This window comes from Verrucosispora sp. WMMD573 (genome assembly GCF_027497175.1).
Classification (GTDB): Bacteria; Actinomycetota; Actinomycetes; order Mycobacteriales; family Micromonosporaceae; genus Micromonospora.
The window spans coordinates 4,742,868-4,762,006 of sequence record NZ_CP114901.1; the positions used below are offsets into that span (position 1 = coordinate 4,742,868).

Genomic DNA, 19,139 nt, shown 5'->3' on the forward strand with positions numbered 1-19,139 from the left:
GGTTCACCGCCGACCGCCGAGGAACGCGCCGACGGCCGCCGCCGTCATGGCCAGCGCGGCCAGACCCGCCCGACGCCACATCGCCGGCACGTCCCGGGTGGTCACCTGCGGATCCGGCGGCAGACCGTACACCTCCGGCTCGTCGAGCAGCAGGAAGAACGCGCCGTCGCCGCCGACTCCGTCGTCCGGGTCGTGGCCGTAGAGCCGCGCCTGCGACTCCCCCCGTTGCCGCAACGTGGCAACCCGCTCGGCGGCCCGTTCCCGTAGCTCGTCGAGGGGACCGTACTGGATGGACTCGGTCGGGCAGGCCTGAGCGCAGGCCGGGGTCAGCCCCGCGCCGATCCGGTCGTAGCAGAGCGTGCACTTCCACACCCGACCGTCGTCCACCCGCCGGTCGATCACCCCGTACGGGCAGGCCGACACGCAGTAGCCGCACCCGTTGCAGATGTCCTCCTGCACCACCACGGTGCCGAACTCGGTGCGGAACAGCGCCCCGGTCGGGCAGACGTCGAGGCAGCCGGCCCGGGTGCAGTGCTTGCACACGTCCGACATCATCAACCAGCGAAAGTCACTGCGCCCCTCGGCGCTGCCGGTACGTCCGGGTGGCCCGGCCGCCGGCATGCCGAGGAACTCGGTCATCCGGGCGGCGGCCGGCGGTGCACCGGGCAGCACTCCCGGCTCGGTTCCGGTCGGGGTGAGCGTGCCGGCCGACCGGGCGGCGGAGGTCGGGCTGGCCGGGTCGCCGGTCGGGCTCCCGGCGAACGACGCGGTGCCGTGGCCGGCGGGCCGGGGCTGTTCCACGAAGGCGACGTGCCGCCACGAGTTGGCGGTCAACGCGCCGGTGTTGTCGTAGGACATGCCGAGCAGATCAAGCCCGGCGGTGGGTACCGCGTTCCACTCCTTGCAGGCCACCTCGCACGCCTTGCAGCCGATGCAGACGCTGGTGTCGGTAAAGAAGCCCATCCGCGGCGGCGCGTCGACCCAGCCGGCCGCGGCCGCCGGATCGGCCGGCGCCGACGACGGCGTGGGTGTGGCGGCCCGGTCACGCGGGTCGGCCATCAGCGGTCCCCTCTCCGTCGCCGGTGGATGCGGGTGGCTCGGCCGGCACCCCGGGGGTGACCGCCGGCGGCAGGGCACCCGGCACGATGCCGGCCCTGCTGCGGTAATCCTGCACCAGTTCCCGCAGCGCCGCCCCGGCGGGCCGACGCCCCGGTCGCACGTCACAGGTGCCGATCTTGCTCTCCTGGATCAGGACGTTCGGGTCCAGGGTGATGCCGAACAGGTCGTTGGCCGAGTCCCCGGTGACCAGTCCCTCGAAGCCGAAGTGGTACGGCAGCCACAGCTGGTGGATCACCCGGCCGTCCACCGCCAGCGGTACCAGCCGGTCAGTGACCAGCACCCGAGCCTCGATCGCCGCGCGAGCGGTGATCAGGTGCGCCCACCCGAGGTGGGTCAGCCCGGCCAGCGTCGCCAGCTCCGGCGATACCTCCACGAACATCTCCGGTTGCAGTTCCGCCAACGGCGCGACGGTCCGACTCATCCCGCCCGCGGTGTGATGCTCGGTGAGCCGGCTGACCGTGAACACGTACGGAAAAACCCCGTCGTGCTGCTGCGGCGGGCTCGGGTTCGTCGAGTTCACCGGATGGTCGTACATCTTGCGGGTCGGATTGGCCTGCTGGCCGTAGAGCGGATTACGCACCGGCGACTCGGCCGGCTCGTAGTGCGTCGGCAGCGGCCCGTCCAGCACCCCGCTGGGCGCGTACAGCCAGCCCTTGCCGTCGGACTGCATGATGAACGGATCGTCACCGGCCAGCGCCGCCGGCCCCGTGGCACCCTCCGGCGGCTGGTACGACGGCGGTTTCGTCACCTCGAAGTCGGGCACGTCACGGCCGGTCCACCGGCCGGCGTCGGCGTCCCACCACACGTACCGCTTCCGCTCGCTCCACGGGCGGCCCTGCGGGTCGGCGGAGGCCCGGTTGTAGAGCAGCCGCCGGTTCGCCGGCCACGCCCAACCCCACTCGGCGGCCACCCAGTCCTGCTCGTGTCCGGGCCGACGCCGGGCCGCCTGGTTCACGCCGTCGGCGTACACACCGGTGTAGATCCAGCAGCCGATCGCGGTCGTGCCGTCGTCGCGGGCCTGCGTGAACGTCGACAACGGACGGCCGCTGACCGTGTCGTATCCGTTGATCTCCCGCAGCACCGCCTCGGCGTCCGGCTCGGCGAGCCGGCCGTGCGTGGGATAGTCCCAGGTCAGGTCCAGCAGGGCGCGGTCGCGCGGCAGGGTCGAGCCGGCCAGCTTCGCCCGGATCCGGCGCCCCAGGTGGTAGAAGAACCACAGCTCGGAGCGGGCGTCACCGGGCGGGTCGACGGCCTTCTCCCGCCACTGCAGCAGCCGCTGGGTCTGGGTGAACGTGCCCTCCTTCTCCACATGGGAGGCGGCCGGCAGGAAGAACACCTCGGTAGCGCACTGCTCCGGCACGAGCTCACCGGTGGCGACCTCGGGACCACGCTGCCAGAACGTCGCGCTCTCGATCATGAACAGGTCGCGGACGACCAGCCAGTCGAGGTTGGCCATGCCCAACCGCTGGGCGCGGCCGTGTGCCGAGCCGACCGCCGGATTCTGGCCGAGCAGGAAGTACCCCTTGACCTTGCCGTCGATCATGTTGAGCACCTGCTGATAGGTGCCGTGATCACCGGTCAACCGGGGTAGCCGGTCGTAGCAGAAGTCGTTCTCCGGCGTCGCCGCGTCCCCCCAGTAAGCCTTGAGCAGGCTGGCTGCGTAGGCCCGGGCACCGCCCCAGAAACCCTTCTGACCCGGATGCCGGATGCTGTCCGTCCAGGCGTCGAAATCGGGATGCCGGGCGTGGTGCGGCATCGGCAGGTACCCGGGCAGCAGATTGAACAGGGTCGGAATGTCGGTGGAGCCCTGGATGCTGGCGTGCCCGCGCAGCGCCATCACCCCGCCACCGGGCCGACCCACGTTGCCCAGCAGCAGTTGGATGATCGCCCCGGTGCGGATGTACTGCACCCCGACCGTGTGCTGCGTCCAGCCGACCGAGTAGATCAGGCAGCCGGTGCGCTCCCGCCCGGAGTTCTCCGTCCAGGCGCGGGCCAGCTCCAGGAACTTCTCCCGGGGTACGCCGCAGACCCGTTCCACCATCTCCGGCGTGTAGCGGGCGAAGTGCCGCTTGAGGATCTGGTACACGCAGCGCGGATGTTGCAGCGTCTCGTCCCGCCGCACCTGCCGGGACACCGGAGCCCCGTGCGACTCGTGGCGCAGGCCCGCCGCGGTCTCCCGCTCCCGCGCAGTGTGCCCGCTACCGGAGTCCCGCTCGTGGCCCGCGTACTGCCAGCTGTCCTGCACGTAGCTGGCGGTCGCCGGGTCGAAGCCGGAGAAGAGCCCGTCGGCGTCCTCGGCATCCACGAAGTCGTCACTGACGATCGTCGCGGCGTTGGTGTACGCCAGCACGTACTCCCGGAAATCCAGCTCGTTGCTGAGGATGTGGTTCACCACCGCGCCCAGCAGCGCGATGTCGGTGCCCGCCCGGATGGGCAGGTACGCGTCGGCGACCGCGCTGGTGCGGGTGAACCGCGGGTCGACGTGGAAGACCTTGGCCCCGCGCCGTTGCGCCTCCATCACCCACTGGAAGCCCACCGGATGGGCCTCGGCCATGTTCGAGCCCTGGATGACGATGACGTCGGCGTTCGCCACGTCCTGCTGAAAGTCCGTCGCGCCACCGCGACCGAAGCTGGCCCCCAGACCGGGGACGGTGGCGGAGTGTCAAATACGGGCCTGGTTCTCGATCTGAAGCGCCCCCATCGCGGTGAACAGCTTCTTGATGAGGTAGTTCTCCTCGTTGTCCAGGGTTGCCCCGCCCAGACTGGCGATCCCCAGCGTTCGGTTCAGCGGCCGGCCCTCGGCGTCGACGTCCTCCCACGTCTCGGCCCGGGCCGCGAGCACCCGGTCGGCGATCATGTCGAGTGCCGTGTCGAGGTCCAGGTCCTCCCACTCGGTGCCGTACGGCCGCCGGTAGCGCACCGTGGTCTGGCGCAGCGGGCTGGTGACCAGGCTCCGGCTGGCGGCGCCCTTCGGGCAGAGCCGGCCCCGGGAGATGGGGCTGTCCGGGTCACCCTCGATCTGCGTTACCTGGTCGTCGGTGACGAAGACCCGCTGCCCGCAGCCGACGGCACAGTACGGGCAGACGGAACGGGCGACCCGGTCGGCGCCCTGCGTGCGGGCGGTCAACTCGGCGCTGCGGGTCGAGCACGCCGCAGCCCCCCGGCCCAGCGGGTCGGCGCCGGTGAGCTGCCGGTAGACCGGCCAGCCCAGCAACCTGTCCCGCAGTCCCACGGTCGACACCTCCGGTGTTGACCTTAGGACAGCGCGGCCGGATGGGCGACCCACCTGCCGGAACCAGATCACGACGTCGCCCCCGGCCCATAATCGGGCCGGGGGCGACGAAGGTGCCGGTGTGCAGGTCGCCTCTCGGCGAGTGGCGCGACGCGGCTCCAGCCGGACGGTATTCCGCGAAGGCAATTTAGGTGAGGCCCGGGGACACTGGACACACCGACACCCGAGTCAACAGGTTACCCGCTCTCCTTCTTCCTACCCCTGTCGTGACCCCCGCCACACTCCATTGCCCGCTGCTGATCGTCTGCGAAAGTCCGCCCCGTTACCCCCACACTCCTCGTTGATCATGAGGTTAGCGGCAGATCTGGAGATCAAAAACGCCGCTAACCTCATGATCAACGAGGAGTGTGCGGGGTGGGGGGCGTGAGGGGTGGGGCGTGAGGGGCCGGGTTGGGCCGGGTTGGGGTTACCCTGACAGGATGCAGGCGGTCTCCCCGACCACGACCGGCGTGGCACACCTGGCCCGGCCCGGTCGTCCCGCCGTGGTAGCCCGGACCCTCACCGAACTGCGCGGGCCCACCCGAGGGGTGGTGGAACTGCCGGTACGACTGATGTGGTGCGCCGACCGCGCGTTCGACCTTGCCGACCCCGACCAGCTGCTCTGGCTGTACGAGAACGTGCTGCGGGAGACCACGAGCGTCGACGACCTGCGCCGGCTGGTCAACGGGCGGACGCTGCGCCGGGTGTGGCAGCTGCTCAACCTGCCCCAGGGCGTACGGCTGGCCTGGGAAAGCCGACACCAGGGCCTTCGGTCGGCGTGACCGGCCCAGCTCCCGACGCACACCCACACGAGTTCTACCGCGAGGTCGCGCGGGTCGCGTTGACCGTCGCCGGGCCGCACCGCTTCGTTCTCGGTGGCGGGGTGGCCTGGGCCGCGCACGGACTGGTCACCCGCCCCACCGAGGACGTGGACCTCTTCGCCGATGTGGAGGGCGCCGCCGCCGCGGCAGCGGCCGACGTCCGGGCCGCGCTGGAACGCGCCGGGTTCGAGGTGGCCAACGCCGATCCGGACAGCGATCTCGGTGACCTGTTCGACGGCTTCGACCGGGATCTGCGGGACTTCGTCGTCGCCCGGGACGACCGGCGCATCCGCCTCAGCCTGGCCCGCCTCGACCGACACCGCAGCCCGGTGGTGATGGACCTCGGTCCGGTCATGGACGTGCGGGACCTCATCGCCAACAAGACCGCCGCCCTGGTCAACCGCCGCGAGGTACGCGACTACATCGACGTGGCCTCCGCCCTGGAACACCGGTCCGTGGCGGAGCTGCTGGACCTCGCCCGTCAGCTCGATCCCGCCCTCGAAGACGACGACGTACGGGCGGCCGGTCGCTACCTCGACCGGATCCCGGACGCCCGGTTCACCCGCTACGGACTCGGTCCCGCCGACGTCGCTCAGGTCCGGCGGCACCTGGCGGCCTGGCCCCGCTGACCCGACCCCGCCGAGCCGCACCGAGCCGGCGGGGGCACCAGATCGACGGGGACATCACTTGGTGAAGCGGCCACCGGTGACACCCAGGATCTCACCGGTGATGAAGCTCGACTCCTGCGAGGCGAAGAAGACGTACGCGGGTGCCAGCTCCGCGGGCTGACCAGGCCGACCGACCGGGGTGTCGGTGCCGAACTGCTCGACCTTTCCCTCGGGCATGGTCGCCGGGATCAGCGGCGTCCAGATCGGACCCGGCGCTACCGCGTTGACCCGGATGCCCCGGTCGACCAGGTCGGCGGCGAGAGCCTTGGTGAAGTTCGCGATCCCCGCCTTGGTGGTGGCGTAGTCGAGCAACTGCGGCGACGGGTCGAACGCCTGGATCGAGGACGTGTTGATGATCGCCGAGCCCTCGCCCAGATGTGGCAGCGCCGCCTTGCACAGCCAGAACATCGCGTACAGATTGGTCTTGAACACCCGGTCGAACTGCTCGGTGCTGATCCCGGCGATGCCCTTGTCCTGCGCCATCTGGTACGCCGCGTTGTTCACCAGGATGTCGATGCCGCCCAGGTCACGCACCGCCCGCTCGATCAACGCCGCGCAGTTGCGCTCGTCGGCGATGTCACCCCGGATCGCGACCCCCTTGCGACCGGCGGCCTCGATGAGCCGTACGGTCTCCCGGGCGTCCGCGTCCTCCTCCTCACCGAGGTAGGAGATCAGCACGTCGGCGCCCTCCCGGGCGTACGCGATGGCGATCGCCCGGCCGATCCCCGAGTCGCCGCCGGTGATCAACGCCTTCTTGCCGTCGAGCTTGCCGGTGCCCCGATAGGAGTCCTCTCCGTGATCCGGCTTCGGCGTCATCTCGCCGGTACGTCCGGGCGGGCTCTGTTGCTGGTTCGGCTGACCTGACTGCTGGCCGTACTGCTCGGTCGGGTCCTGCGGGGTGTACTGCGTCTCGCTCACGGAGGTCTCCTCGCCCGGGGTCGTGGGGTCGCGCTCCTGCAAGCCCCTACCCGGGCGAAGTTGTCGGAAACGCCCGGCCGCGGTGGCGGGTCTTCTTCGCAGAGGTGTAAGAGGTCACCACGCGTAGGGCATCCTAGGATCCTGGATGGCTGACTAACAGCGGGGCAGTCTTGGTGTCAGTCGGACAGCCGTGCGGCGACGCGGCGTCTCGGGGCGGGCAGGCGATCCGCCAGCGCCAACGCGGCCCGGACCGGCATGCGGCCGACCAACTCGTCGAACTCGGCCCGGCCCAGGCAGAACCGGGTGAACGCACGCCAGCCCGGCGGCGTGGCGAGCAGTCTGTGGCAGAGCGCCGGTCGCTGGGAGAAGACGTCGAGCAGCCGATGCCCGGCCCGCATGCCCGGGACGAGACGCTCGGTCACCGACCGTTCGTAGCCGGCGAGGTCGCCACCGGCCACCGCCGTCCCGGCCAGCTCGCCGGAACGCAGCGCATAGCTGATCCCCTCCCTGGTCCAGGGCTCCAGCAGGCCGGCGGCGTCGCCGACCACCAGCACCCGCCCCCGCCGCAGCGGCGAGTCGTCGGCCCGACAGCGAGTCAGGTGACCCGAGTCGTGGATCGGCGAGACGTGGGCCAACCCGAGACGATCGACGAACCGCCGTAGGTAATCCCTGGTCCGCTCCCCCTCACCCCGGCCGGCGATCACCCCGACGGTGAGCCGGTCTCCCTTCGGGAACACCCAGGCGTACGAGCCGGGCAGCGGACCCCAGTCGAGCAGCACCCGGCTGCGCCACCGGGCCTGCTCGGACGGCGACACCGGCAGCTCCAGCTCCAGCCCCAGATCCACCTGGCGGTGACGCACCCCCACGTGCCGGCCGCTGACCCCGGACGAGCCGTCCGCACCGATGACCGTGCGGGCCAGCAGCTGCTCGCCGTCGGCCAGCCGCAGGCGTACGACATCGGGGTCCTGCTCCACCGACCGGACCTTGGCCCGCTCGCGGACCTCGGCCCCGGCGGCCACCGCGACAGCGCGGAGCCGGTCGTCGAACTCCTCCCGGCGCACCATGTTCACCAGCGGCCCGGCGCCATGCCGGCGGGTGAACCCGCCTCGCCCGTCGAGGGTGAAGGTGACCCGGTCCACCGTGTCGTGGGCAGGTACCTCGATCCGCCCCGCCAGCGCGGCCAGCGAGGTACCGATCAGACCACCGCCGCAGGTCTTGTAGCGCGGATGCACAGCGCGCTCGACGACCAGCGTGCGTACCCCTCGGCGGGCGGCGGCGGCTGCGGCGGCCAGGCCGGCGGGGCCGCCACCGATCACCACGAGTTCCCAGACGCTCACTGGTGCAGGGTAGATCAGCCACGGCCCGGACGGCGGCAACGGTCGGCACGGCTGGGGCTGCCGACCCGGGCATCTTCTCCGGCGCGCCGGGTAACCGCCGGCCGCAGACCGCCTGCCGCAGGCGGACGGAGGCGCAAGGAGGACACCATGCAAGAGGTGCGGCTGTCGGACGTCGAGGCGCGGGTGTACGACGCGGTGGCGGCCCTGGAGGCGCGCGGCCAGGTACCGTACCCGGACATGATCGCCCAGGAGTGCGGGCTGACCGAGGAGCAACTACAGACCCCGCTGCACCTGCTTACCGAGAAGAACCTGCTGCACCGGGAGGACTCGCCGATGGCCGGGCTCGACTTCGGTCCCCGCTTCTGCGCACAGCAGCTGGCATGACGGGCGGTCGCGCACCCCACCGGGCCGCGCAGCGCCGGACGGCCGGTTGACCCCGGCGGCGCCGAGCGGCTCGGCGGGGTCCGGGACCGCGTCGTACGAGCGGCGACGCTGGCAGGCCCTCGGCGTCGGGCTGGTCGCGGCGTTCATGACGCTACTCGACATCAGCATCGTCAACGTCGCCCTGCCGTCCCTGGAGCGTTCCCTGCGGGCCGATCCGAGTGACCTGCAATGGGTGCTGTCCGGGTACGCGCTGAGTTTCGGGCTGGTCCTGGTGCCGGCGGGACGCTTCGGTGACGTGCGCGGGCGACGCAACGCGTTCGTCTTCGGCATCGCCCTGTTCACGCTGACCAGCGCGCTGGCCGGGCTGGCCCAGTCCCCCGGCTGGCTGATCGCCGCCCGGCTGCTCCAGGGCGCCGCCGCCGGGGTGGTGAACCCGCAGGTGACCGGCCTGATCCAGCAGCTGTTCGCCGCGCCCGAGCGGGGCCGACCCTTCGGCTGGCTCGGCGCCACCATCGGCATCTCCACCGCGGTCGGTCCGCTGCTCGGCGGCCTGCTGATCGCCGCTGGCGGCCCGGAACACGGCTGGCGGTGGGTCTTCTTCGTCAACGTGCCGGTGGGGATCGTCGCGGTGCTGCTCGGCTGGCGGTTGCTGCCCGGCCGGGTCACCCCACGCGGTGCGCAACGCCGGTTCGACCCGGTCGGCGTGCTGCTGCTCGGCGTCGGCGTGACCCTCGTGCTGCTGCCGCTGGTGCAGCGCGAGCAGTGGCCCGGCGCGACGAAGTGGTTGCTGCTGCCCGCCGGGCTGGCCATCCTCGTCGGCTTCGTCGCCTGGGAGCGCCGCTACGCCCGGCACGGCCCGCCGCTGTTCGACGTCCGCCTGTTCGGGCACCGGTCGTACGCCCTCGGCTCGACGATCGCGCTGCTCTACTTCGGCGGGTTCACCGCGATCTTCTTCATCTTCACCCTGTACCTGCAGAACGGGCGGGGCTACAGCGCCCTGGTAGCCGGCGCGGCGATCACCCCGTTCGCGCTCGGTTCGGCCGTCGCGTCCGCCGTCGGTGGACGGCTGGTCAACCGCTACGGCCGCCCCCTGGTCGCCGTCGGGCTGGTCGGCGTGGTGACCGGTCTCGGTCTCGCCGCGCTGGCCATCGAGCTGGCACCACGCGCCCCCGTGCCCTGGGTGACCGCGCTGCCGTTGCTGGTCGCCGGCATCGGCAGCGGCCTGGTGATCGCACCCAACCAGACGCTGACCCTGACGGAGGTGCCGGTTCCGCAGGCCGGCAGCGGCGCCGGGATGTTGCAGACCGGCCAGCGGATCGGTTCGGCCGCCGGCATCGCGGTCGTCGGCGCGGTCTTCTTCTCCGCGCTGGCCGACGGCGCGGACGCTTGGTCGAGGGCGTTCGAACGGTCGCTGCTCACCTCGGCCGCGATCATCACGCTGGCCCTGGTGGCGGCCGCCGTCGACATCGCCGGCAACCACCGCCGAGCCCCGAGGGGGGCGACGTCCCGGAAGCGAGAAGCCTCCTCGTAGCCACTGACCCGGCTCCGCCGCAAGCCGGCGCCGGATCAGGGCGATCTCCCGCTCGTACGTCCGGCAGGTGCCGACGAGAACGACGGCGGAAACCCGGGCGAACACTGGTCGCCGGGGGCAGCGAAGCGGACGGCGGGGCCGGTAGACACAGCAACCATGACGAACACCCTCGACCGTCGTACCCTCCTACGGTTGGCTGGCACCTCTGCCAGCACTGCGGCGCTGGCCGGAGCCACCCTCACCGGCAGCGCCACGGCCCAGGCCGCCGCCGGCGCCTTCCGACACGGCGTCGCATCGGGCGACCCACTGCCCGACGGAGTCCTGTTGTGGACCCGACTGACCCCCACCGAGCAGGCCCAGCCGGGTTCCGGGATCGGTCCCGAGGCCGAGGTGACGTGGCAGGTGGCCACCGATCCGGACTTCACCTCCGTGCTGGCACACGGTGTCCAGCTGACCGGGCCGGAACGGGACCACACGGTACGGGTGCCGGTAGCGGGTCTGGCACCGGCCACCACCTACTGGTACCGCTTCGGGTATGCGGGTGGTTGGTCGCCGACCGGCCGGACGATGACCGCACCGCACCTCGACGCGGAGATCGACAGGCTGCGGCTGGGGGTCGTCTCCTGCTCCAACTGGGAAGCGGGCTACTTCGCGGCGTACCGGCATCTGGCCGAGCGTGGTGACCTGAACCTCGTGGTGCACCTGGGCGACTACCTGTACGAGTACGGCACCGGGCAGTTCGCCGCCGGCGCCACCGTCGTGCGGCCCGTGAGCCCGGCGCACGAGACGCTGTCGCTGGCCGACTACCGTGCCCGGCACGCCCTCTACAAGACGGATCCGGACCTTCAGGCGCTGCACGCCGCGCTGCCGTGGGTGATCACCTGGGACGATCACGAGGTGGCGAACGACCAGTGGGCCGGCGGCGCGGAGAACCACACGCCGGGGGTGGAGGGCGACTTTGCGGTGCGGCTGGCGGCGGCCCGACAGGCGTACCTGGAGTGGATGCCGGTACGGACCGGGGTGGACGGGTCGATCTACCGACGGCTGCGGTTCGGCCGGCTCGCGGAGTTGTCCATGTTGGACCTTCGGACCTACCGGTCACAGCAGAGTTCCGGCGTGGCGGTGGACGACCCGGCCCGCACCATCACCGGGCAGGCGCAGCTGAGCTGGCTCAAGAGCGGCCTGGCCGGCTCCAACGCCCGATGGAAGCTGGTCGGCAACCCGGTGATGATCGCCCGGCTGGATGTCGGTGCGCTGCCCGCGTGGCTGCTCGGCCCGCTGGGCACGCTGCTCGGCGTGCCGCAGAACGGGGCGGTGCTCAACACCGACCAGTGGGACGGCTACAACGCCGACCGCAACGAGCTGGTCAATCACCTGCGGGCCACCGGCACCCGGGACGTGGTGTTCCTGACCGGCGACATCCACACGTCGTGGGCCAACGAGGTGACCACCCGCAGCACCGGGCGGGCCAACCCGGCCGCCGCCGAGTTCGTGGTGCCGTCGGTCACCAGTGACAACGTCAACGACTTCCTGGGCCTGCCCGCCGGCAACGCACTCAGTGGTCTCGGCACGACGCTTATCCGTTCGACGAATCCGCACGTGCGCTGGGCGGAGCTGGACGGACACGGCTACGGGGTGCTTGAGGTGACCCGGCAGCACTGCCGGATGGACTGGTACCACCTGTCCGATCGGACCCGGCGGGCGAGCGCCACCCGTTGGGTCGCCGGCTGGTCGGTCGGCGTCGGCTCGTCGACGCTGCGCCGGGAGACCGCACCCCTGGCCTGACCGCCCACCCCGCCCCGGGTCACGCGCTGTGCGGCGGGCCACCGATTCCGGCCGAGTGGCCGCGAACCAGCGGGGCTTGCCGCAACCGGAGACGCGCGACCGGCCGGCCCAGGCGCGGGCCGGCCGGTCGCCACTGGAGTCACCAGAGCTGGGAGACGATGTCCGCCGCCTGCTCCTCCCACTGCGCGTAGTGGAACGGGTAGGCCGACACCTGCACCGTCTGCGCGGCGGTGGTCAGCGGCAGGTCCCGCCAGCCGCCGACATTCTTCAGGGCCTCGAAGAAGACGGTCGAGGAGTACTCGGGATCCCGGATCTGCTCCACGCTGCCCCAACCGGTGGACGGACGCTGCTGGAACAGGCCCTGCGAGTCGTGGTCGTTCCACGCGCCCAGGTGTCCGAGGTTGTAGAGCTTCGACTCCTGCAACGCGGTGGCGATGCCGATCACGGCGCCGCGCTCACCCACACCGGTGCGCTTGGCCACCTCGATGATGGTCTTGGCATTGTCGCGCTGGGCGTCGTCGAGCGGCACGCGCGACTGGGCGCCCTGCACGCCGTGCGGGATCAGTTCGTCCCGGGTCGGCTTCCCGGCGTCCGGCTTGTCGGTGCGGCCGGCGGTGGTCAGCCCGGATTCCACGGTCACGCCGGTGCTGGTGCGACCGGTCGCCCGGTCGATCGCCGCGACCGCGCCGGCATGCGGCCCGGCGGTGATCGGTGCGGCCACGGCCGTTGGGCCGAAGGCGAGTCCGGCGAGGGCGGTCACGCCCACCACGCTGAGCGCGGTCTTCCGGTTCGGGATCGTCGCGATGGCCGGGAGCCATCGAGTGAAGTCCGGCTTCACGATGGTTGCCCTTTCGATCGGGTACGAGCCGCTCGGGTGCGAGCCGCTCTCGGGGGACAGGCCGAGCTGGTCGAGGTTTGCCAGCTGGCGCTATGGGGGACACAACCCGGTTGACAAGTCCGCCATTCCGGAAATTTGCTGGTGGCGGTTGGCTGCGACCCAGGTCACGGCGCAGACCGAGCCGGTGGGCACGAAACGGACGGTGCGCGTCACACCTCGTACGGGTCGCCGAACCGCACCAGGACGTGCCAGAGCTGCTTGAGCTGCTGCAAGGTGTCCGTGGTCGGTCCGTGGTCGGCCCACCGGCCCGGGTCACTGACCACCGACGCCGCGGCCCGCCCGATCAGCGCGGCGTGCAGCGGCTCACCCGTCCCACCGAACGCGGCGTGCACCCGGGCCGCCAACAACGGGATCGCCGGCCCACGAAACTCGGCGTCCACCCGGTTCACCGGGAGTGCGAAGCCGGCGTGCCAGCGGATCGGAAAGTCGTACCGGCGGGCGGCGGCGATCAGCTTCGCCGCGGTCTCGGTGCCCTGGAACGAGGGATCGACGACCAGTTCCAGGACGTCGCGGTCCAGTCGGATTTCGCCGTGCACCTGCGCCTCGACGTAGTCGTCGAGGGCCCGGCCGGCGGCCCGGGGCTGCGCCGCCAGCGCCTCGCGACGGCGCAACAGTTCACCGGTGAGGGTCACCAGGTCCGTACCGGGCCGGCCCAGGCACACGCCGGTGTCGGTGGTGGCGGTGATCAGTGCGGCCAGCACCGGCTCGACCACGTCGACGGTGCCGACGTCGCGCGGTCCGAGGTGGCTGTCGCCGAAGCAGAAGGTGGTCCGGGTCAGCACCTCGGGACGCAGCCGCAGGTGACAGGAGCCGAACCGGGGACAGGCGCCGTCGGGATGGTCGAGCAGGTTGAGGCCGCCGTACTTCGGCCGCTCCGCCGGGTCGACGCCCGGTCGCTGGTAGGCGCCGCCGAACAGGCGCTCCTCCCAGCGGTCGCGATCCCCACCGGGGTACGCGGTGAGGCCGCCATTGGAGATCCGCGTCTCGAACTGGCTGCGGTAGACCCCGTCGACGGCAAGCGCCTCGGCGACCGTGCGGCCGTCGGCGCGCAGCCGGTCCGGGTGGAAGTTGAGGGTGATCCGTCCCTGCCGGCCGATCGCCGCGACGAGCCGCTCCGGTTCGTGGCGTACCCCGACGGCGGCGAGTGCCCGCCCGATGACCGCCAGCGCGGCGGGACGGTCGCGCAGTGCCACCGCGCGCACGTGGCGCAGGGCCGCGCGTTGTGCGGCGGTCAGGGTCGGATCGACGGGCATGCCGGCAGTCTCGCCGGGACCGGCTCCTGGCCGCATCCCGGTTTCGCGGGCGGCGGCGAAGAGGTGCCCGGCTCAATGGCGGCTGGCCAGCCACTGTGGCAACTGTGGAGCCTCGGCCCCGATGCTGGTGCTGTCGCCGTGCCCGGTGTGCACGATCGTGTCCGGCGCAAGGGTGAGCAGCCGGTCGCGGATCGAGTCGACGATGGTGCCGAAGTCGCTGTACGAGCGGCCGGTGGCGCCCGGCCCGCCGGCGAACAGCGTGTCGCCGGTGAAGACGACGCCCAGTCCGGGGGCGTGCAGGCAGCATGCGCCGGGACTGTGCCCGGGGGTGTGCAGCACGGTCAGCGTGGTGCCGCCCACCGTGATGGCCTGGCCGTCGTCGAGGGTGCCGCCCGGTGGCTCGTCGGGATGCACCATGTCCCAGAGCACCCGGTCGGCGGGGTGCAGCAGCACCGGGGCGCCGGTGGCCCGGGACAGCCGCGGGGCGACCCGGACGTGGTCGTCGTGGGCGTGCGTGGCAACGATCGCGGTGACCCGCCGCCCGGCCACCACCTCGAGGATGGCGTCGACGTCGTGCGGGGCGTCGATCACGACGCACTCGGCGTCGTCGCCGATCACCCAGACGTTGTTGTCCACGTCGAAGGTCTGGCCGTCGAGGGAGAAGGTGCCGGAGGTGACCGCGTGGTCGATCCGGGCGGCCATCAGAAGACCACCACCGAGCGGAGCACGTCGCCCCGGTGCATCCGGTCGAACGCCTCCTCCACCCCGTCCAGGCCGATCTCCTCGGTGACGAAGGCGTCCAGGTCGAGGCGGCCCTGCCGGTACAGCTCGGTGAGCATCGGAAAGTCCCGGCTGGGCAGGCAGTCGCCGTACCAGCTGGACTTGAGGGCGCCACCCCGGCCGAAGACGTCCAACAGGGGCAGTTCGACGCGCATCTCGGGTGTGGGCACGCCGACCAGCACGACGGTGCCGGCCAGGTCGCGGGCGTAGAATGCCTGCTTCCAGGTCTCCGGCCGACCGACCGCGTCGATCACCACGTCGGCACCGAAGCCGCCGGTGGCGGCCTGGATCTCCGCCACCGGGTCGGCCTCGGAGGCGTTGACGGTGTGGGTGGCACCGAACCGGCGGGCCCAGTCGAGCTTGCGGGAGTCGGTGTCCACCGCGATGATCGTGGTCGCGCCGGCCAGGGCCGCGCCGGCCACCGCCGCGTCGCCGACGCCACCGCAGCCGATCACCGCCACCGAGTCACCCCGGGTCACCCCGCCGGTGTTCATCGCCGCGCCGAGGCCAGCCATCACCCCGCAGCCGAGCAGTCCGACGGCGGCCGGCCGGGCCGCCGGGTCCACCTTCGTGCACTGGCCGGCGTGGACCAGGGTCTTCTCGGCGAAGGCGCCGATGCCCAGCGCCGGGGCGAGTTCGGTGCCGTCGGTCAGGGTCATCTTCCGGGCGGCGTTGTGGGTGGCGAAGCAGTACCACGGACGGCCGCGCCGGCAGGCCCGGCACACGCCGCAGACGGCCCGCCAGTTGAGCACCACGAAGTCGCCGGCTGCCACCGCGTCCACGCCCTCGCCGACCTGCTCGACGATGCCGGCGGCCTCGTGGCCGAGCAGGAACGGGTAGTCGTCGTTGATGCCGCCCTCGCGGTAGTGCAGGTCGGTGTGGCAGACGCCGCACGACTGCACCCGGACCACCGCCTCGCCCGGCCCAGGATCGGGCACCACGATCTCGGTGACCTCGACGGGCGCGCCCTTGCTGCGGGAGATAACTCCCCGTACCTGCTGGCTCACGCTCTCCTCCTACTCGCACCGGCCCCACGGCTGCACCGTCGCCGCGCGGCGGCGGCAGCCGTCGTTCGCCTCCGGAGGCGAACCTACCGCCGCGACGCCGGATCGGCACCGCGTCACCGCCGCTGCCCGCCGCGGCGGGCAGCGGACTTCGGCTGGCGCGGACGTGGCGATCCGACCCGGCACGGCCAGCACCGCGCCTATGGTGTGGCTGAGCACGCCGCCAGGAGGGTCCGTGATCACCAGTCGCCCTTCCCGCCCGTGGCGTCGCCCGATGCGGCCCCGCCGTCGCGACGAGCCGCACCGGGCGGCGACCCCACTGGAACTCTTCTTCGACCTGTCCTTCGTGGTCGCCGTCACCCAGGCCGCCGGGGAGCTGCACGACGCGCTGGTGGCGGGCCAGCTCTGGCACGCCGTCGTCAGCTATTCGATGGTGTTCTTCGGGATCTGGTGGGCCTGGATGAACGTGACCTGGTTCGCCTCGGCGTACGACACCGACGACGACCTGTACCGACTCACCACGCTGGTGCAGGTCGCCGGCGCGCTGATCCTGGCCGCCGGCGTGCCGCAGGCTTTCGAGAGCGCCGACTACGCGACGGTGACCCTCGGCTACGTGGTGATGCGGTTGGCCACCGTCGGCAACTGGCTGCGGGCCGCCGCCAACGACCCGGCGCATCGGCGCACCGCCCTGGTGGCTCTACTTCGACCGGCCGATCCAGGTGCCGTCGTCCCTGCAGGGGGCGCTGGCCTGGGGGTACGGGCACTTCGGCGTGTTCGCCGGACTCGGCGCGGTCGGCGCGGGACTGGCGGTCGCGGTGGAGCACCGGCACCGCCCCGCCGAGGTCGACGGTCTGGTCGCCGGCTACGCGGTGGCGGTGCCGGTGGCGGTCGTGCTGCTGGTGCTGTGGGGGCTGCGCATGCTGCCGGCCGGGAACCGGGCGAGGCCGGCGGCGGTGCCGGCGGCCTCGGTGGCGGTCCTGCTCACTCCGCTGACACCGGTGCCGGTGTACCTCGTGGCGGTGGTGCTGGTCGGGCTGGCGGCGACCCTGCGGTGGCCGGCGACCGGGAGGATCGCGGCTGCGCACCGACGGTGACCGGAACCTACGCGTCGACGGGGCTCGGTGACGACACGCCGGCCCGGTCGAACCGGACGTTGGGGTCGGTCAGCCGCCCGTACCGCATGGGCAGCAGGTCACGCAGGTAGTTCTGGTGCAGCCGCCACGGCGCCCGGGTGCCCTGGTGGGGCAGCCTGCCGACGCCGCGCCGCACGTAACCGGAGGTGAGGCCGATCAACGGCGTACGCGGGCCTGGTGGCGGGGCGAGCGGGGTGACGATCTGGGTTCCGGTGCGGTCCAGGTGGCGCAGCAGCCGGCACACGTAGCCGGCCACCAGGTCGGCCTTGAGCGTCCAGGAGGCGTTGGTGTAGCCGATGGTCATGGCGAAGTTCGGCACCCCGGAGAGCATCATGCCCTGATACGCGACGGTCTCCGGCAGGTCCACCTTCGCCCCGTCCACCCGCAGGGTCATCCCGCCGAGGGCGAGCAGGTCCAGCCCGGTGGCGGTGACCACCACGTCGGCGGGCAGTTCCCGACCCGAGGTGAGCCGGACGCCCCGGGCGGTGAAGGTGTCCACGGTATCGGTGACCACCTCGGCCCGCCCGTCCGAAAGGACAGTGAACAGGTCACCGTCGGGAACCACGCACAGCCGCTGGTCCCACGGGTCGTAGCGGGGGGTGAAGTGACGTCTGACGTCGAAGTCGGCGGGCAGCCGACGGGCAGCCGCGCGATGCAGCAACCCGCGTACCAGCCCGGGGGCGCGCCGGCTGAGCTGGTAGTTGGCCGTGGCGAGCAGGATGTTCTTCCAGCGCACGGTCCGATGTGCCAGGCGCGCCGGCAGCAACCGTCGCACGGCGTCGGCAACGCGGTCGTGGGAGGACAGCGGCAGCAGGTACGTGGGTGAGCGTTGCAGCATGGTCACCCGGGCCGCCTGCCGGGCCAATGCCGGCACCAGCGTCACGGCGGTGGCGCCGCTGCCGATCACCACCACCCGCCGGCCGGTGAGGTCGAGGTCGGCGGGCCAGTGCTGCGGATGCACGATCCGACCGGTGAACCGTTCCTCGCCGGTGAAGTGTGGGGCGTGGCCGGCCTCGTACCGGTAGTAGCCGGTGCAGGCGTACAGGAAGGAGCAGGTGAGTACGACGGTCTCGGTGGTGTCCTCGCGGCGTACGTACACCGTCCAGCGGGCCTGGTGGCTGTCCCATTCGGCCCGCTGGACGCGCTGCCGGAACCGGATGTGTCGGGTGACGTCGTGCTCGTCGGCGGTACGGCGCAGGTAGTCGCGGATGGTGTCGCCGTCGGCAAGGCTCTTCGGTGCGGTCCACGGCGCGAACGAGTAGCCGAGGGTGAACATGTCCGAGTCCGAACGCACCCCGGGGTAGCGGAACAGGTCCCAGGTGCCGCCGATCGCGTCACGCGCCTCGACCAGCGCGTAGGTCCGCCCCGGGTGACGCCGCCGCAGGTGGCAGGCGGCTCCGATACCGGAGAGACCGGCACCGACGATGAGCACGTCGACATGCTCTGAGGTCATCTCGTCTCCCGCCCGCGCAGTGCTGATCAAGACCCTATCGCCTGCCGCAGGTGGGTTGGGAGTTCACGAGTCGAGCAGGGCCGCCGCGGCGTCGAGGAGCGCGATTTCGGTCGGGGTCTGGGTGGGGTTGGCCCGTCGGATGGCCAGCGCCTCGGCGACGAGCGGGGCGGCGTGGTCCCGCAGCGCGTACCGGTAGGCGCGCTGCATCTCGTCGGCCGCCGTGGCCATCGGCTGGTCCGGGTCGACGGCGACCTGGGCGAGGATCAGGGCGGTCATTGCCACGTCCAGCCCGGGTGGGCCGTGCCGGACATTGCGCCAGTCGAGCAGCACCGGGCCGCTCGGGTCGAGGATGACGTTGTCCGGGTGCAGGTCCAGATGCAGGATGCGCTCGCCGTCCGGGGTGCCGGGCAGCGGTGCGACGGCGTGCAGTCGACGGTGCAGTCCGGCGAGGACGGCGGCTCCCCGTTCCACCTCGATCGCGCCCGCCACCAGCGCCTGAAGCATCGTCGGTCCGGCCACCCGCTGCATGACCAGGTCCGCGCCGTCGGCGCGGTGCACCCGGGGCACCGGGAATCCGGCGGCGTGCAGGTGGGACATGAATCGGGCCTCGACGGTGACGTCGGTGCCGTCGCGGTAGCGGCGCAGCACCCGGGCGTCGTCGAGGGCGTACACGTCGGCGTCGCGGCCGGCGGCGAAGGGGGTCGTTCCCATGGGTGGCACGGTAACCGGCAGCGCCCAGGGCAGACGGACGGGACCACGTCCACCGAACGTAGCCTGCCTGTGA

The 19,139-nt window shown here is 72.0% G+C and carries 16 protein-coding genes and 1 pseudogene; 7 read left to right on the plus strand and 10 right to left on the minus strand.

The window, feature by feature from the left end; genetic code table 11:
* Nucleotides 1-3: 3 nt before the first annotated feature.
* Both O7601_RS21660 and fdh read right to left on the minus strand, forming a co-directional pair.
* On the minus strand, nucleotides 4-1,059 hold the full coding sequence (locus tag O7601_RS21660) for a 4Fe-4S dicluster domain-containing protein (protein ID WP_281562917.1): 1,056 nt from the start codon (nucleotides 1,057-1,059) through the stop codon (nucleotides 4-6).
* Nucleotides 1,043-4,351 (minus strand): formate dehydrogenase, encoded by a 3,309-nt coding sequence (gene fdh, locus O7601_RS21665; RefSeq protein ID WP_281567001.1) that lies wholly within the window; start codon nucleotides 4,349-4,351, stop codon nucleotides 1,043-1,045. Before fdh ends, O7601_RS21660 begins: the two co-directional genes overlap by 17 nt.
* Before the next feature lie 479 nt (nucleotides 4,352-4,830).
* Here fdh and O7601_RS21670 point away from each other — a divergent pair, with 479 nt between their 5' ends.
* Together O7601_RS21670 and O7601_RS21675 are read left to right on the plus strand one after the other, a co-directional pair.
* Complete coding sequence (locus tag O7601_RS21670; protein ID WP_281562918.1) at nucleotides 4,831-5,172, plus strand: hypothetical protein; 342 nt, start codon at nucleotides 4,831-4,833, stop codon at nucleotides 5,170-5,172.
* Complete coding sequence (locus tag O7601_RS21675; protein WP_281562919.1) at nucleotides 5,169-5,840, plus strand: nucleotidyl transferase AbiEii/AbiGii toxin family protein; 672 nt, start codon at nucleotides 5,169-5,171, stop codon at nucleotides 5,838-5,840. Before O7601_RS21670 ends, O7601_RS21675 begins: the two co-directional genes overlap by 4 nt.
* A 54-nt stretch (nucleotides 5,841-5,894) precedes the next feature.
* Here O7601_RS21675 and O7601_RS21680 read toward each other — a convergent pair whose 3' ends face one another.
* Both O7601_RS21680 and O7601_RS21685 read right to left on the minus strand, forming a co-directional pair.
* Nucleotides 5,895-6,797, minus strand: a complete 903-nt coding sequence (locus tag O7601_RS21680) for an SDR family oxidoreductase (protein WP_281562920.1) — start codon at nucleotides 6,795-6,797, stop codon at nucleotides 5,895-5,897.
* Nucleotides 6,798-6,973: 176 nt separating this feature from the next.
* Nucleotides 6,974-8,134, minus strand: coding sequence for a geranylgeranyl reductase family protein (locus O7601_RS21685; protein WP_281562921.1), 1,161 nt, complete (start codon nucleotides 8,132-8,134; stop codon nucleotides 6,974-6,976).
* A 147-nt stretch (nucleotides 8,135-8,281) separates the two neighbouring features.
* Between O7601_RS21685 and O7601_RS21690 the strand changes: the two genes are divergently transcribed.
* The 3 genes from O7601_RS21690 to O7601_RS21700 all read left to right on the plus strand — a co-directional run bounded on the left by O7601_RS21690 (nucleotide 8,282) and on the right by O7601_RS21700 (nucleotide 11,834).
* Nucleotides 8,282-8,518, plus strand: a complete 237-nt coding sequence (locus O7601_RS21690; RefSeq protein WP_093405548.1) for a hypothetical protein — start codon at nucleotides 8,282-8,284, stop codon at nucleotides 8,516-8,518.
* Between the two features lie 46 nt (nucleotides 8,519-8,564).
* A complete protein-coding gene (locus tag O7601_RS21695) occupies nucleotides 8,565-10,049 on the plus strand; it encodes an MFS transporter (protein ID WP_281562922.1) in 1,485 nt (494 codons plus the stop codon).
* Nucleotides 10,050-10,205: 156 nt separating this feature from the next.
* Nucleotides 10,206-11,834 (plus strand): alkaline phosphatase D family protein, encoded by a 1,629-nt coding sequence (locus O7601_RS21700; protein WP_281562923.1) that lies wholly within the window; start codon nucleotides 10,206-10,208, stop codon nucleotides 11,832-11,834.
* 139 nt (nucleotides 11,835-11,973) lie between these two features.
* On the opposite strand, the gene O7601_RS21705 is transcribed toward O7601_RS21700, so the two are convergent.
* From O7601_RS21705 to O7601_RS21720, 4 genes are all read right to left on the minus strand, one after another.
* Nucleotides 11,974-12,672, minus strand: a complete 699-nt coding sequence (locus tag O7601_RS21705; RefSeq protein ID WP_281562924.1) for a hypothetical protein — start codon at nucleotides 12,670-12,672, stop codon at nucleotides 11,974-11,976.
* A gap of 209 nt (nucleotides 12,673-12,881) precedes the next feature.
* Nucleotides 12,882-13,985 carry a DUF3626 domain-containing protein gene (locus tag O7601_RS21710; protein ID WP_281562925.1) on the minus strand — a complete coding sequence of 368 codons (1,104 nt, stop codon included), beginning with the start codon at nucleotides 13,983-13,985 and terminating at the stop codon, nucleotides 12,882-12,884.
* Between the two features lie 72 nt (nucleotides 13,986-14,057).
* Nucleotides 14,058-14,687 carry an MBL fold metallo-hydrolase gene (locus tag O7601_RS21715; protein WP_281562926.1) on the minus strand — a complete coding sequence of 210 codons (630 nt, stop codon included), beginning with the start codon at nucleotides 14,685-14,687 and terminating at the stop codon, nucleotides 14,058-14,060.
* On the minus strand, nucleotides 14,687-15,772 hold the full coding sequence (locus O7601_RS21720) for an S-(hydroxymethyl)mycothiol dehydrogenase (protein WP_281562927.1): 1,086 nt from the start codon (nucleotides 15,770-15,772) through the stop codon (nucleotides 14,687-14,689). The genes O7601_RS21715 and O7601_RS21720 overlap by 1 nt, the downstream gene beginning before the upstream one ends.
* Before the next feature lie 271 nt (nucleotides 15,773-16,043).
* Here O7601_RS21720 and O7601_RS21725 point away from each other — a divergent pair.
* Both O7601_RS21725 and O7601_RS21730 read left to right on the plus strand, forming a co-directional pair.
* Nucleotides 16,044-16,398 (plus strand): annotated as a pseudogene (locus O7601_RS21725) (low temperature requirement protein A); the annotation flags it as partial.
* Nucleotides 16,399-16,488: 90 nt separating this feature from the next.
* Nucleotides 16,489-16,863, plus strand: coding sequence for a low temperature requirement protein A (locus O7601_RS21730; RefSeq protein ID WP_281562928.1), 375 nt, complete (start codon nucleotides 16,489-16,491; stop codon nucleotides 16,861-16,863).
* Nucleotides 16,864-16,870: 7 nt separating this feature from the next.
* On the opposite strand, the gene O7601_RS21735 is transcribed toward O7601_RS21730, so the two are convergent.
* Nucleotides 16,871-18,355 (minus strand): NAD(P)/FAD-dependent oxidoreductase, encoded by a 1,485-nt coding sequence (locus O7601_RS21735; protein WP_281562929.1) that lies wholly within the window; start codon nucleotides 18,353-18,355, stop codon nucleotides 16,871-16,873.
* A 63-nt stretch (nucleotides 18,356-18,418) separates the two neighbouring features.
* Nucleotides 18,419-19,066 carry a phosphotransferase gene (locus tag O7601_RS21740; RefSeq protein ID WP_281562930.1) on the minus strand — a complete coding sequence of 216 codons (648 nt, stop codon included), beginning with the start codon at nucleotides 19,064-19,066 and terminating at the stop codon, nucleotides 18,419-18,421.
* Between the last annotated feature and the right edge of the window lie 73 nt (nucleotides 19,067-19,139).